The sequence below is a fragment of the Nocardia sp. NPDC127606 genome (assembly GCF_042671725.1).
Classification (GTDB): domain Bacteria; phylum Actinomycetota; class Actinomycetes; order Mycobacteriales; family Mycobacteriaceae; genus Nocardia.
Genome location: NZ_JBHXWQ010000004.1, coordinates 381,447 through 394,718 on the forward strand (window position 1 = coordinate 381,447; position 13,272 = coordinate 394,718).

Here is a 13,272-nt window from a genome sequence, read left to right on the forward strand (position 1 = left end):
TCGGATCAGTTCAGTACCGATATCGGCCGGGCGCTGATCGTGGCCTGTTTCGGGCGCAGGAATTCCGGGAGCCAGGGGAGTAGCGGGTCGAGGGCGCGGTCGAGGACGCCGCCCGCCGGGTCGTCGACGAAGTCGCGGCGGACCACATCGTGCTGGGGGCGCAGGATCTCGTAGACGATCAGTGCGCACAGTCCCAGCACTGCCAGGTCGCGCAGGACGACGGTGCCGGTGAACCACTGTTCGGGCAGGCCCTTGTTGTCCTCGCCGAGGTAGTAGTACATGCGTGGCACCCAGACGAGTGCGTCGATCGTCATCCAGGCCAGCAGAATTCGTCGGTGCGGCAGCGCGAGTACCGCCAGCGGCACCAGCCAGATCGAATACTGCGGGCTCCACACCTTGTTCGTCAGCAGGAAGGCCGCGACGACGAGGAAGCACAGCTGGGTCAGGCGCGGCCGACGCGGCGCGGTGAGCGCGAGGTAGCCGATGCCCGCGCAGGCGGCGACGAAGGCCAGCAGCGAGACCGTGTTCAGGATGGTCGGCGGTTCACCGTGGCCGATCGGCCCGTCGAAGCCGGTCCAGCCGGTGAACGAGGTGATCACGTTGTAGATCGAATCGGGGTCCGCGTGCCGAGTGGTGTTGAGCCGGAAGAACTCTCGCCAACCCTGCGGGTACAGCGCCGCGATCGGCAGATTCACGGCCGCCCACGTACCTACCGCGGCGATGACCGTGAGGGTGGCCGCGCCCAGTGGCCGCAGCGCGAAAAGGTGTGTCCTCGCCGGTGTTTCACGCAACCAGGTGCGGGCGGAATCGAGACTGTCGACATCGCGCAATCGCAGCGCGGCCCGCGCGGCGGGCTGACGCTGCATCGGATCCACCCGCAGACACAGCACCACGATCGGTCCGAGCAACAACAGCGGATACAACTTCGCCGCCCCGCCCAGTCCGAGCAGAATGCCCGCGAGCACCGGCTTACGGCGCGCCCACGCCAGCAATCCGGTAGCCGCGAAAGCGGTGGCGAGAGCATCGAAATTCGTGAACATGTGCACGATCACCAACGGCGACACCGCGACCAGCGCGGCGTCCCATACCCGTCGCCCGGCTAATCGCGACGAGGCCCACACCGTGATCAGCCACCCGACCGAAAGGCCGAGTGCGACAACGTTGAAGTACACCACCACCGACATCGCACCGGGCAACGGCAGGTGGTCCCACACATTGCCGATCTGCATCGCCGCGTACTGGTACAGGCCCGAAAGCACCGGATACTCCATGTATCTGGTCTCGGTGCCACCGTCGGGCGTCGATTCGGTCCAGGACTTCTTGTACGGGAACGCGCCCTCGTTGAGCCGTTCGGCGCCGTAGAGCGGAACGGTGTCGGAGTAGCACATGGCCACGTACTGGCGGCCGTTGTTCCAGTCCAGCATCAGGCCGCCGTCGCCGTCGCCGGTCTGCTGGATGCAACCGGCCTTCGCCGACCAGCCCAGCGCCAGGAAGATCACGGTGAAGGCGAACATCACCCGCAGCGGCGTCCAGAACCGCACCCGCCCGATCAGCGCGTGATCGCCGACCGGGCCGCCGACCACGGTGGAGAGCTGCGCGGTCAGCGAGTCGTTGCGGCTGGGCCGGTCGCGGGCATCGATCGAGCGGAGGTCGGGCGCCAGCCGGGCGGGCGCCACGTACCCCGCCTCGCGGCCCAGCCGGGTACCACTCGACGCCGGCTGGTCCGCGAGTTGCTGATCGGTCACGACATCCGAGGCTACCGGTGGTTACCGGGATCGGGTCGGCGTGGTTCCCGCGCCGCTGCTCTCGTTGTCGTTGCCGTTGGCTCCGTTGGTCGGTCTGGTCGATCCGCCGTTGCCGTTCCCCGGTGTCGCGGGCGAGCCCTCCGGCCCCGCCGTCGGCTGGCCGGGCAGCGGGCCCGCACCGGTCTCGGGCGTGGACTGCGACTGCGGCACCGCGGGCTGCTGCTGCACTCCGGGCACCGGAATCCGGATGCCGGGCAGGATCTCGACCTGCGAGGGCACGATCACCGGCGGCACGATCGCAGGCACGGTGGTCGACGGCGCGGTGTAGGGTGCCGACCACTCCGGCACACCGGCCTGGCCCTTGATCGGGGCGGGCTTGGGGAACGACTCGTTGGACGTACCCGACAGCGCGCCGTCCATCGTCGCCTTCCAGATGTCGGAAGGCAGACCGGAACCGTAGATGCTGCCGCCGCCGTAGTTCTTCAGCGGGTCGCCCTGCTCGGTACCGACCCACACCGCGGTCGACAGCGACGGGGTGTAGCCGACCATCCAGGCGTCACGGTTGTTGCCGGTGTCGCCGAGCTGGTGGGTACCGGTCTTGGCGGCGGACTCACGGCCACCGGCCAGGTTGTGGTTGCGCGAGTAGGCCGCGATCGGCTTCATCGCCGCGGTGACGTTGTCGGCCACGGCCGCGCTCACCCGCTGCTCACCGGCGGGCTCGCCACGATCGAGCAGCACCTCACCCTTGGCGGTGACGACCTTCTGCACGAAGTGCGGTGCGTGGTAGACGCCCGAGGCCGCCAAGGTGGCGTAGGCCGAGGCCATGTCGAGCGGCCGCGACTGGTACTGGCCGAGCACGATGCCGTTGTTGGGGCCGACGCCGCCGGGCTCGGTCAGCGTGGCGCCGACGCCGGGCAGTTCCGTCGCGATACCGAGCTTGTGGCCCATATCGGCGATCTTCTGCGGACCGTTCTGCATGTCCAGCTGCATGCGGTAGAAGCTGGTGTTCAGCGAACGCTTGAGCGCCTCGGCGATGGTGCACATGCCGCAGCCCTCACCCTCGACGTTGCCGATCTGGATGCCGTTGACGGTGATCGGCGAGCTGTCGTAGAGCTGCGAGAGCGGAACGCCCTGTTCGAGATTCGCGGCCAGACCGATCGCCTTGAACGAGGAACCCGTCGGCAGACCGGCATTGGCGAAGTCGTAGCCCTGGCCGTCGCTGCCGCCGTAGTAGGCGCGCACCGCACCGGTGCGCGGGTCGACGGAGACCACCGCGGTGCGCAGGTTCTCCGGCTCACCCTCCAGCTTGCCCTGCGCGGCCTTGATCGCGGCGTCCTGCGCCTTCTGATCGATCGTGGTGGTGATCTGCAGGCCCTCGGTGTTCAGCTGCTGCTCGCTGATGCCCGCGGTCGAGAGTTCCTGGAGCACCTGGTTCTTCACCAGACCGGACGGGCCCTCGTCGTTGTTCTTGTCGCCGAGCGAAGCCAGTGACACCACCTGTGGGTACTGCATCCCCTGACGTTCCGTCGCGGGCAGATTGTTCTCCGCGACCATGCCGTCGAGCACATAGCTCCAGCGAGTCTTGGCGCCCTCGGGGTTCTTCTCCGGATCCAGCATCGAGGGCAGCTGGATGGTCGCGGCCAGGACAGCGCCCTCGGCCACGGTCAGTTCCTGCACCGGCTTGCCGAAGTAGGCCTTGGACGCGGCGTCGATGCCGTACGCGCCACGACCGAAGTAGATGGTGTTCAGGTAGGCGGCGAGGATGTCTTCCTTGCTCCACTGCCGCGCCATCTTGGCCGAGATCACCAGCTCGTGCATCTTGCGCGTCATCGACCGCTCGTCACCGACCAGCGCGTTCTTCACGTACTGCTGGGTGATCGTGGAACCACCACCGGCGCTTTCCTTGCCGAGGATGTTGTCGCGGGCGGCGCGGGCGAAGCCCGAGACCGAGAAGCCGGGGTTGGTGTAGAAGTCGCGGTCCTCGGCGGCGATCACGGCATTGCGCACGTGCGGCGGGATCTGATCGATCGAGACCTCGGTGCGGTTGCCCTGCGGCGGGACCACCTTGCTGATCTCGGTGGTGCCGTCGCTGGCGAAGATCGTCGCCACCTGGTTGGTCTCGAGGTCGCCCGGCTTGGGCACCGACACCGCCGTGTAGGCGACGAGGAACACCGCGCTCGGCACGACGATGGCCAGGGCCATCAGGACATAGAGTGTCCGGCGCACGATCCGCCACGGCGATTTCTTCACCGCACCATCACTACCCGAGCCGTCGTCGCCCCCGCCGTCGCGGCGGTTGCGCGGACCGGTCGGCGGCGGAGTGCCGCCCACGCCGGCGGCGCGACGTTCACCGGTGGTGGGGCCGCCCGGCGCGGTGGCGCGGCGTTCACCGGAAGTGGGACCACCGGGGCGGCGGCCCGCGCCGACCCGTGCGGCCGCGGCGGCGCCGCCCGCGCGGGCCGTCCTGGCTACGTCGTCGTTCGCGCCACGCACGGTCCGGCCCGGCTGATTCGCCCGCACCGTCGACTCGTCGGGGCTGCCGGGACGCGGCAACTTCTGTGTGGCGCCTGCCGCGGGCGGCGCGGCACGACCCGGCTGCGGGGGCCTACCCTGCGGCGGCCTGCCCTGACCGGGCGCACCCTGCGGAGGCGGTCCACCCTGCGGTCCACCCGGACGCTGCGGCGGCGGACCCGGCCGACGCGGCGGCATCCCACCGGGCGGCGGCCCCTGCTGACGATTCGGCGGCGGTCCCTGCGGACCACGTCCACCAGGCACCGGACCACCCTGCGCGGGAGCGCCCTGCGGGCGCGGACCGGCGGGCGGCATCGGGCGACGCGGCGGGGGACCACCGGGCCGGTCACCCGACTGTGGGGGGAGACCCGATTGCGCACCCCGAGCCGGACGGCCGCCGCGCGGATCATCGCCGTGGGGGGAGGACTCGTAGGGCGAACTCACTGACCAGATCTCCATAACTTGTAAGGTTCGGGCACACGACATCCGCGCCGGAGTACCGGCGCGGAGAGGGTGCACCCCGAACAGTGGCGCATCACGCGGTGGCCACCATCACTTGTTCGGGCCGCCCGTCACTCGGCAGCCCCGTCGCTCCACCCGCCATCATTCGGCAGCAGAGCGCCGGGCTCGCGAACTCGTCCGTCGCCGGGCGGGGGCGGGCGCCGTGCCGAGCACGTACGACTGCACCAGATGGTTCCAGCTGCACGAGCGACATACCTCGACGACATGCACCGAGAATTCTTCGTTCGACTCGGCCATTCGAATCAGTTCCTCGGGCGTCCGTGCCGACCCGGCCGCTTGGCCGAGCCCGTCGCCGAACACCCACGAAACCAACGTCAGCTGCTCTTTCCGACAGATCGGGCAGGTCACCTCACTGCCCCGGCCGTGGAACTTCGCGGCCCGGAGCAGATATGGATTCGCGTCGCACACCTCGGCGACGCCGACCCGCCCCGCGTAGACATCGGCCAGCAGGGACCGGCGCCGGAGCGCATAGTCCACCACCTGCCGCTGAATTCGCACGATCACCAGAGTAGCGGGGTTCGGATACGCGTGCCCACGGCATCGTTTGATCCGGCCTCCCGGACTAAACTCCCGCTACCGGGGTTCATCCGGGTGTTTTCGCAGGTGAGGTGACCCACGGCCATGGCTGAATCCGGGCAGCGACGGGCAGCCGTCGATTCGGTGCTGCGCGCACGTGACATCGATCGCGCACAGGCGTCGACGGTGCTTGACGCGGCATACGCCGAGGGCCAACTCGGCGCGCGGGAGTACCACGACCGTGTCGCGTCAGCGAGCACCGCCCGCACCGTCGGTGACCTCGCCCGCCTCACCGCAGACCTGCAATCACCTGCGGTTTTCGGCGAAGAAGCCCCCGCTGAACGTCCCCGGCGCCGGGCCCCCGACCAGTATCCGGCCCGCACCAGAGCCAGGTCGGCCGACCGCGCGACGACCGTCGCCGCCCTCGATACTGCCCACGCCGACGGCCAACTGGATTCCGACGAACACGCCGCAATGGTCGAATTGGCCGCAGAAGCACGAACATTGGGCGATTTGTCCACCTTGGTGGCCGACCTCCAGCAGCGACCGGCAGCGCCGACCAAGCCCCGCGCCCGACGCGACCGCACGCGACTCGTCGTCATCGCCCTCGCGTCGGTCGCCGCCGTCGCCGCCTTCGTCGTCACGGTGCGAGACCGGGCCGAGCCCCCGCCGGTGACCCACTACAACTCCGCCGCCCCGCTGGTCCTGGCGACCCCGTCCCCGACCACCATCGCCGGATTCCTGCACATCCGCGACGGCCTCGACGCGAAATTCGGCAACGCCGTCGTCGACACGATCACCTGCCACCCCGAGTACGCCAGGCTCACGCGCGATCCACGAAGCGGCCGGTCATCACCATCCACGTGGGCAACGAGCACTCCCGATCCGGCTTCCTGACGATGACCCTGTCGGGTGAGCTGATCCGCGCCCACCCCTACGAAGAGAAGTAGTCGCGCCGATGTCGAAGAAACCCGACCAGACGCGCGCCCGCGACGCCGACCGCGCCGACGTGTGCGCTGTGATCGACGCGGCCATGGCCGACGGCCAGCTCACCGCCGACGAACACGGCACCCGCTCCGCACGGGCGATGCGCGCCGAGACCTTCGCCGTTCTCGACCGGCTGATCGACGACCTCCAGCTCACCGGCGAGTTCGCCGCCACGCCGGCGCGCGGCGTCGACCGCACCCCGCGACGCTGGTGGATTCCGGTGCTCGCGATCCTGACCGCGGGCGTCGTCGGCGCGGTCGCCGGTCTGATCGGCCGCGCCGCTGCCGACGAAGCGCTGCCCGACCTCACCACGGCCGACGGCCTCGCCTATTTCCTCGCCGAATACCGCGCGGAGTTCGGCGCCACCACCCTCGACGAGGCCACCGTCTATCCCGGGTACGTCTCGTTCGAACGGCTAGGGGCGTCGGGCAAGCAGGACAGCTACGTCTACCGGGGCGATTTCGATACCAGCGGTAGCCCGGCCGCCCGCCCGTCCGGCACCCCCGCTCTCGACCTCGCGGCGATCGACCTGGCCCGCTTCGCCCCGCTCGTCGCGGGCGCGCCGCAGACGACCAACGTGCCCCGCGGTCGCGTCGCCTACCTCGGCATCGGGTTCGCGCCGGGTGCGGAGACGGATGCCGAGCCCCTGATCACCGTTTATGTCAGGAACGACGACGACGAGTCCGGCCGTCTCGGACTCGCCTTCGATGGCGAGCCGCGCGCGATCCGCCCGCTGACCCCCTGATTCCTGTCTCCCCACTGACCTGCGGCAATGACGCATGCGTCACATTCGACTGTGCGTAGATGTATCGCTCCGATATAGTTGGAACTCGCATCCACGGTTAGGTCTGTTCGGCCTTTCAGGTCGTCATAGTCAGGGAGTGAGGTCGGCAGTGCTCGAATTGGCGATTCTCGGCCTGCTCCTCGACGCGCCCATGCACGGTTACGAGCTGCGCAAGCGTTTGACGGGCCTGCTCGGAGCGTTCCGGGCCTTCTCCTACGGTTCGCTCTACCCGACGCTGCGCAGGATGCAGGCCGACGGGTTGATCGCCGAGGAGCTTCCGGACGGCGCGCTCGCGCGCCGTGCGCGCCGCGTCTACCGGCTCACGCCGGTCGGCCGGGAACGGTTCTCCGAACTCCTTGCCGACACCGGTCCGCAGAACTACACCGATGACGGCTTCGGCGTTCACCTTGCCTTCTTCAGCCGCACTCCCGCCGAGGCGCGAATGCGGATTCTGGAGGGCAGACGTCGTCAGGTCGAGGAGCGCCGAGAGGGTCTGCGGGAAGCGATCAAGAAGGCCAGCGGGTCACTGGATCGCTACACCAAGCAGCTCCACCAGCTCGGATTGGAATCAAGCGAGCGCGAAGTGCGCTGGCTCAACGAGTTGATTGCGGCGGAGCAATCGACGAAGGCGGCACCACAGAAAGAGGGAAAGAGCGGCCATGAGTGATGTCAACAAGGTTGGATCCGGCGAAGTTCGCGTCGCGATCGTCGGTGTGGGCAACTGCGCATCGTCGCTGGTGCAGGGCGTGCAGTACTACAAGGATGCCGACGAGAACCAGGTCGTTCCCGGCCTCATGCACGTCAAGTTCGGCACCTACCACGTCCGTGACGTGAAGTTCGTGGCCGCGTTCGATGTCGACGCCAAGAAGGTCGGCTTCGACCTGGCCGAGGCCATCTTCGCCAGCGAGAACAACACCATCAAGATCTCCGATGTGCCGCCGACCGATGTGACGGTCCTGCGTGGCCCGACCCTCGACGGCATCGGCAAGTACTACGCGCAGACCATCGAGCAGTCCGAGGCGCCCGCGGTCGACGTGGTCAAGGCGCTCCAGGATGCCAAGGTCGACGTGCTGGTCTCGTACCTGCCCGTCGGTTCCGAAGAGGCCGACAAGTTCTACGCGCAGTGCGCGATCGACGCGAACGTCGCCTTCGTCAACGCGCTGCCGGTCTTCATCGCCTCCGACCCGGTCTGGGCGCAGAAGTTCGTCGACGCCGGTGTGCCGATCGTCGGTGACGACATCAAGTCGCAGGTCGGCGCGACCATCACCCACCGCGTGATGGCCAAGCTGTTCGAAGACCGCGGCGTGGTGCTCGATCGCACCTACCAGCTCAACGTCGGCGGCAACATGGACTTCAAGAACATGCTCGAGCGTGAGCGCCTGGAGTCGAAGAAGGTCTCCAAGACTCAGGCCGTCACCTCGAACCTCACCGGGGCGCTCGCGGGCAAGGTCCACGACCGCAACGTCCACATCGGTCCCTCGGACTACGTGGAGTGGCTCGACGACCGCAAGTGGGCCTACGTCCGCCTCGAGGGCCGTGCGTTCGGCGATGCCCCGCTGAACCTGGAGTACAAGCTCGAGGTGTGGGACTCGCCGAACTCGGCGGGCATCATCATCGACGCTGTCCGCGCGGCGAAGATCGCCAAGGACCGCGGCATCGGCGGACCCGTCATCCCGGCCTCGGCCTACCTGATGAAGTCCCCGCCGGTGCAGATCGCCGACGATGTGGCGCGCACTCAGCTCGAGGCGTTCATCATCGGTGCCGATTAATCACTGAACGAAAAGAGCCGGTGCGCACGAACTTTCGTGCACACCGGCTCTTGTCGTCTTCAGTCCAGGGAGACGTAGACCTCGACCGAGGTCGGACCGGTGTAGCGCTCCAGCTCGGCCGTGTGCGAGCGGGTGATGGTGCCGGCGTTCTCGGCCTTGATCACCTGCGCCCACGCGGTGCGCAGCAGATCGTAGGGCTTGTCCGAGACCACGAACTTGGCGTAGCGGCCCGCGGGAATGCGGGTGAGCACGTCGCCTTCGTCGACGTCCTCCAGGCCGGCGACCTCGTAGCCGAGCACGGCCACCGCATGATCGTTCTGACCGATGTAGGCGGCCGCGCGGGGCACTGTCTTCTCCCGCGACAGGTACCGATCCCAGGTGAAGTTCACCAGGTCGAGATCGCGCGCGGTCACCTCACGTCCGGCCAACGGCACGGTGAGACCCGCGATCAAACCGTCGTCGAGGGTGACGATTTCGAAATCCACGGCCATCAGCTGTCCTTCTCCTCGGTCAGCGAAACGAAGATCTCGACCGTGCGTTCGTCGGGATACTGCTCGCAATCGCCGGTATAGGCACGCACGAATTCACCCGCGGCCTCCGCGTCCCACACCTGGCGCCACAGCCCGACGATCGTGTCGCCGAGGTTGTCGCCGCTGGCCACGAATCGCGCGTAGCGGCCCGCCGGAATCCGGCCGAGCACGTCGCCTACCTGCAGGTCGGCGAGAGTTTTGCACTCGTAGCCGACGATGTGGGTGAGGTAGGAATTGATCTCCGGCGCGAAATCGACATAGCCCGTCGCGACCGGCCCCGGTAACGTTCTCGCCCGCAGGTTCGCCCACGCCTCGACCACTTTGGCGCGGCGCGGCCCCTCGACGGCGAGCGCCGGACTGCGAAGCACCGTGCCCGCGATCAGCGTCTCGGGACGGTCAACGACATTGAAATCCACCTGCGTAGCCCCTATGTCTAGTGTCGTCGCATGTCGGTACCGACCGCACATCCTCCCGTATCGGTCCGACAGGTTCCGCGCCGGGATCATTCGATCCCTGGTCGGGCGGTTCGCGCTCTGGGCAACGATGTTGCCATGTCGCCAGGGTAGTCGGGTCCGGCTGCGCCAACTCGTGATCTAGCGCGGCCCTTCGCCGCCGAGTCCGGGGAACAGCTCACCGGGGACGGCAGGCGTCGGTGCGGGCGGGATGATGATCAGCGGCGGCGGCGCGGGGCGCGGTGAGTTCGTCGGCGGACCGAAGATGTCGAAGCCGCCGCCCGTTGTCGGGGCCGGTCCGGTGCCCGGCGAGGGCACCAGCGGCGGGCTCGGCACCGGCTGCACTTCGAACTGTTCGACCGGCGTTCCGGCCAGCGCGGCGTCCATCGACTGCTTCCAGATGTCGGCGGGCAGCCCCGAACCCCAGATGGCCCCACCGCGACCGTTGCGCAGCGGCTGGGGGTTCTCGGTGCCCACCCACACCGCGGTGGACAGCGAGGGCGTGTACCCCACCATCCACGCGTCCTTGTTGTCCTTGGTCTCGCCGAGCTGAGTGGTTCCGGTCTTGCTCGCCGACTGCCTGCCGTCGGCGAGGCCGTGGCCGTTGGAGTAGTTGGCGATCGGCAGCATCGCCGACGTAGTCGCATCGGCGATCTCGGCGGAGATCCGCTGCTCGGGCTCTGAATGTCGCTTGCCCGTCGCGGTTTCCCAGCTGCGGTCGAGCAACACCCGCCCGTCTCCGGTGCTCACCTTCTGCACGAAGTACGGCTGGTGATAGACCCCAGAGGCGGCCAGCGTCGCGTACGCCGACGCCATGTCGATGGGTCGCACCAGGTACTGGCCGAGCACGATCCCGTTGAGCGGATAGCCGTCCGGCTCCGACAGGCTCATGCCCTCGACGCCGGGAATGTACTCGGGGATGCCGGCCAGGTGCGCGGCCTCGGCGATCGAGCGCGGGCCGTCGGCCATCGTCATGGTGAGCCGGTAGAAGCTGGTGTTCAGTGAGCGTTTGAGCGCCTCGGCGAGCGAGCAGCGTCCGCACGAGTCACCCTCGACGTTGGTGATCTCGGTGCCGCGGTCGGTGATGGGCGAGCTGTCCATCGCCCGCGTCACCGGAATGCCTTGCCGTTGGGCCGCGACGAGCGCGAAAACCTTGAACGCGGAACCGGTTTGGAGCGGCGCCTGCGCGAAATCGAATCCGGTCCCGTCCTCGCCGCCGTAATAGGCCCGTACCGCCCCGCTGCGCGGATCGATCGACACCACCGCCGAGCGCAGCTCCGGTGGCTGCCACGACAGCCGCTCACGCACCGACTCGACCGCGCCCGCCTGCGCCGCGGCGTCGATGGTGGTGGTGATCTGCAGTGCGCCCGTGTTGATGTCGGCGTCGTCGAGGCCCGCGGCCCGCAGTTCGCGCAGCACCTGGGTGCGGATATGCCCTTCCGGTCCGAGCGCGGCCGCCTCCGCCGGCACGTCGTCGAGCGGGATGATCGGCGGGAACACCGTCGCGTCCCGGTCGCCCGGCGCGAGCACGTTCATCTCGACCATCCCGTCGAGCACGTACTGCCAGCGCGCCCGCAACTGATCGAAATGGTTCTCCGGGTCCAGCACCGAAGGCGAGCGGATCACCGCCGCCAGCACGGCCCCCTCCGCGAGAGTCAGCTCCGGCACCGGCTTGTCGAAATAGGCCTTCGCCGCGGACGCGATCCCGTACGCCCCGCGCCCGAAGTAGATGGTGTTGAGGTAGGCGGACAGGATCTCGTCCTTGCTCCACTGCCGCGCCATCTTGGCCGCGATGATCAACTCCCGCATCTTGCGGGTGACGGTGCGCTCGGAGCTGAGGAAGGCGTTCTTCACGTACTGCTGGGTGATCGTCGAGCCGCCGCCCGCGTTGTCCTGCCCCGTCACGTTGTCGCGAGCGGCGCGCAGGAAGCCGCTCGTCGAGTAACCGGCGTTCGTATAGAAGGTGCGGTCTTCGGCCGCCAGCACGGCATCCCGCACCGGGTACGGCACATCGGTGAGCGGGATGGGAAGCCGATTTCCCTGTGGTGGAATGAATTTGGTCAGCACGGTGGTGCCGTCGGCGGCGAGGACGGTCGCGGGCTGTTCGACCGCGACCTCGGCCGGTTCGGGGATCTCCGAACTCCAGTACACCGCGACGAACAGCAGCGCGGGCACACACACGAAGATCACGAAGAGCGCGAGCAGCAACCGCCGGATGCGCTGACCCCTGGTGCGCGGCTTGCGTTGCGAGGGCTGATCGTCGGTGCCGAGGCGGGCCGCCTGTTCGCGCCGTGCGGACCCCTTGGTGTCGTCGGGTCCGTCGGTGGCGGCCAGTCGTGCGGCCTGTGCCCGTCGCGCCGCGCCCTTGGCCGGCTTCTGCTCTTTCGCCAGCGGATCGCGGAACCCGGCAATCGAGGTATACGGAACGTCCCCATCGGAACGCCCGCGCCCGCGCTGGGAGGCCACACCATCTCCTTTCGGAGCGAGCAGAAGAACTCACCTGCACCGACGTCGATATCGGTGCAGGCGACTCTACCCGGCGATGGCGGCAGAACCCGGCAGGTCAGCTCTTGACGCCGCCCGCGGTGAGACCGGAGATGATGCGACGCTGGAAAATCAGCACCATGATCACCAGCGGCACGGTGACGATCACGCCCGCCGCCATGATGGCCGCGTACGGCTGCACCAGCGGGTCGTTGCCCGAGAAGCTCGCGATGGCCACCGTCACCGGCTTGGTGTCGTCGCCCGACAGCAACCGGGCCAGCAGGTACTCGTTGATCGAGGCGATGAACGCCAGGATCGCGGTGGTGAACACCGCGGGCGCGGCCAGCGGCAGCATGATCAACCGGAAGGCCTGGAACTTGCTCGCGCCGTCGATGCGCGCGGCCTCTTCGAGCTCCCACGGCAGTTCGGCGAAGAACGAGGCCAGGATGTAGACCGTCATCGGCAGCACGAACGAGATGTTCGGGATGATCATCGCCTGGTACTGACCGATCCAGCCGATATCGGTGAACAGCTGGAACAGCGGCGTCACCAGCACCACGGCCGGGAACATCGACGCCGACAGGATCAGCCCCGAGATCAGGTACTTGCCCGCGAAGGTCATCCGGGCCAGCGCGTAGGCCGCGAGTACACCGAGGATCAGCGCCACGGCGGTGGTCGCCGATCCGATGATCACACTGTTGAGCAGTGCCTTGCCGAAGTCGTTGCCGCGGCTGGTGTCGAAGGCGTTGCGGAAGTTCTCCAGCGTCACGTGGGTCGGCCACGGCGTGCTGTCGAAGGTGTGGGCCGGGTCGCGGAACGCCACCACGGCCATCCAGTAGAACGGACCGAGGCCCCAGATCAGCACGATGGCCACACCCAGGTAGAGCCGCACCGTGCCGAGTCGCTTACGCCACGACACCGGCTGCACCGGCAACGAATTCACTTCGGCGGCAGAATCTTTCGTCATCGAAA

The 13,272-nt window shown here is 68.2% G+C and carries 11 protein-coding genes; 4 read left to right on the forward strand and 7 right to left on the reverse strand.

Annotation, left to right across the window (positions count from 1 at the left end):
- Nucleotides 1-5: 5 nt before the first annotated feature.
- The 3 genes from ACFVJ5_RS21410 to ACFVJ5_RS21420 all read right to left on the reverse strand — a co-directional run bounded on the left by ACFVJ5_RS21410 (nt 6) and on the right by ACFVJ5_RS21420 (nt 5,276).
- Nucleotides 6-1,745 carry a glycosyltransferase family 87 protein gene (locus ACFVJ5_RS21410; RefSeq protein WP_379222438.1) on the reverse strand — a complete coding sequence of 580 codons (1,740 nt, stop codon included), beginning with the start codon at nt 1,743-1,745 and terminating at the stop codon, nt 6-8.
- Between the two features lie 21 nt (nt 1,746-1,766).
- Nucleotides 1,767-3,947 (reverse strand): transglycosylase domain-containing protein, encoded by a 2,181-nt coding sequence (locus ACFVJ5_RS21415; RefSeq protein WP_379222691.1) that lies wholly within the window; start codon nt 3,945-3,947, stop codon nt 1,767-1,769.
- A 912-nt stretch (nt 3,948-4,859) separates the two neighbouring features.
- Nucleotides 4,860-5,276: a DUF5318 domain-containing protein gene (locus tag ACFVJ5_RS21420; protein ID WP_357139042.1), complete on the reverse strand. Its 417-nt coding sequence runs from the start codon at nt 5,274-5,276 to the stop codon at nt 4,860-4,862.
- Between the two features lie 123 nt (nt 5,277-5,399).
- Here ACFVJ5_RS21420 and ACFVJ5_RS21425 point away from each other — a divergent pair, with 123 nt between their 5' ends.
- The 4 genes from ACFVJ5_RS21425 (at nt 5,400) to ACFVJ5_RS21440 (ending at nt 8,834) form a co-directional block, all read left to right on the forward strand.
- A complete protein-coding gene (locus ACFVJ5_RS21425; protein WP_379222440.1) occupies nt 5,400-6,191 on the forward strand; it encodes a DUF1707 domain-containing protein in 792 nt (263 codons plus the stop codon).
- Between the two features lie 61 nt (nt 6,192-6,252).
- Nucleotides 6,253-7,026 carry a DUF1707 domain-containing protein gene (locus tag ACFVJ5_RS21430; protein ID WP_379222442.1) on the forward strand — a complete coding sequence of 258 codons (774 nt, stop codon included), beginning with the start codon at nt 6,253-6,255 and terminating at the stop codon, nt 7,024-7,026.
- A 148-nt stretch (nt 7,027-7,174) separates the two neighbouring features.
- Complete coding sequence (locus tag ACFVJ5_RS21435; protein ID WP_056823890.1) at nt 7,175-7,732, forward strand: PadR family transcriptional regulator; 558 nt, start codon at nt 7,175-7,177, stop codon at nt 7,730-7,732.
- Complete coding sequence (locus ACFVJ5_RS21440) at nt 7,725-8,834, forward strand: inositol-3-phosphate synthase (protein WP_379222444.1); 1,110 nt, start codon at nt 7,725-7,727, stop codon at nt 8,832-8,834. Before ACFVJ5_RS21435 ends, ACFVJ5_RS21440 begins: the two co-directional genes overlap by 8 nt.
- A 59-nt stretch (nt 8,835-8,893) precedes the next feature.
- On the opposite strand, the gene ACFVJ5_RS21445 is transcribed toward ACFVJ5_RS21440, so the two are convergent.
- From ACFVJ5_RS21445 to ACFVJ5_RS21460, 4 genes are all read right to left on the reverse strand, one after another.
- The gene (locus ACFVJ5_RS21445) at nt 8,894-9,325 is read right to left on the reverse strand and encodes a GyrI-like domain-containing protein (protein WP_379222446.1); all 432 of its coding nucleotides are present in this window, start codon (nt 9,323-9,325) and stop codon (nt 8,894-8,896) included.
- Nucleotides 9,325-9,780, reverse strand: a complete 456-nt coding sequence (locus ACFVJ5_RS21450) for a GyrI-like domain-containing protein (RefSeq protein ID WP_101465164.1) — start codon at nt 9,778-9,780, stop codon at nt 9,325-9,327. The genes ACFVJ5_RS21445 and ACFVJ5_RS21450 overlap by 1 nt, the downstream gene beginning before the upstream one ends.
- A gap of 177 nt (nt 9,781-9,957) precedes the next feature.
- Nucleotides 9,958-12,282 (reverse strand): transglycosylase domain-containing protein, encoded by a 2,325-nt coding sequence (locus tag ACFVJ5_RS21455; RefSeq protein ID WP_379222448.1) that lies wholly within the window; start codon nt 12,280-12,282, stop codon nt 9,958-9,960.
- Nucleotides 12,283-12,379: 97 nt separating this feature from the next.
- Nucleotides 12,380-13,267 carry a carbohydrate ABC transporter permease gene (locus ACFVJ5_RS21460; RefSeq protein WP_379222449.1) on the reverse strand — a complete coding sequence of 296 codons (888 nt, stop codon included), beginning with the start codon at nt 13,265-13,267 and terminating at the stop codon, nt 12,380-12,382.
- Between the last annotated feature and the right edge of the window lie 5 nt (nt 13,268-13,272).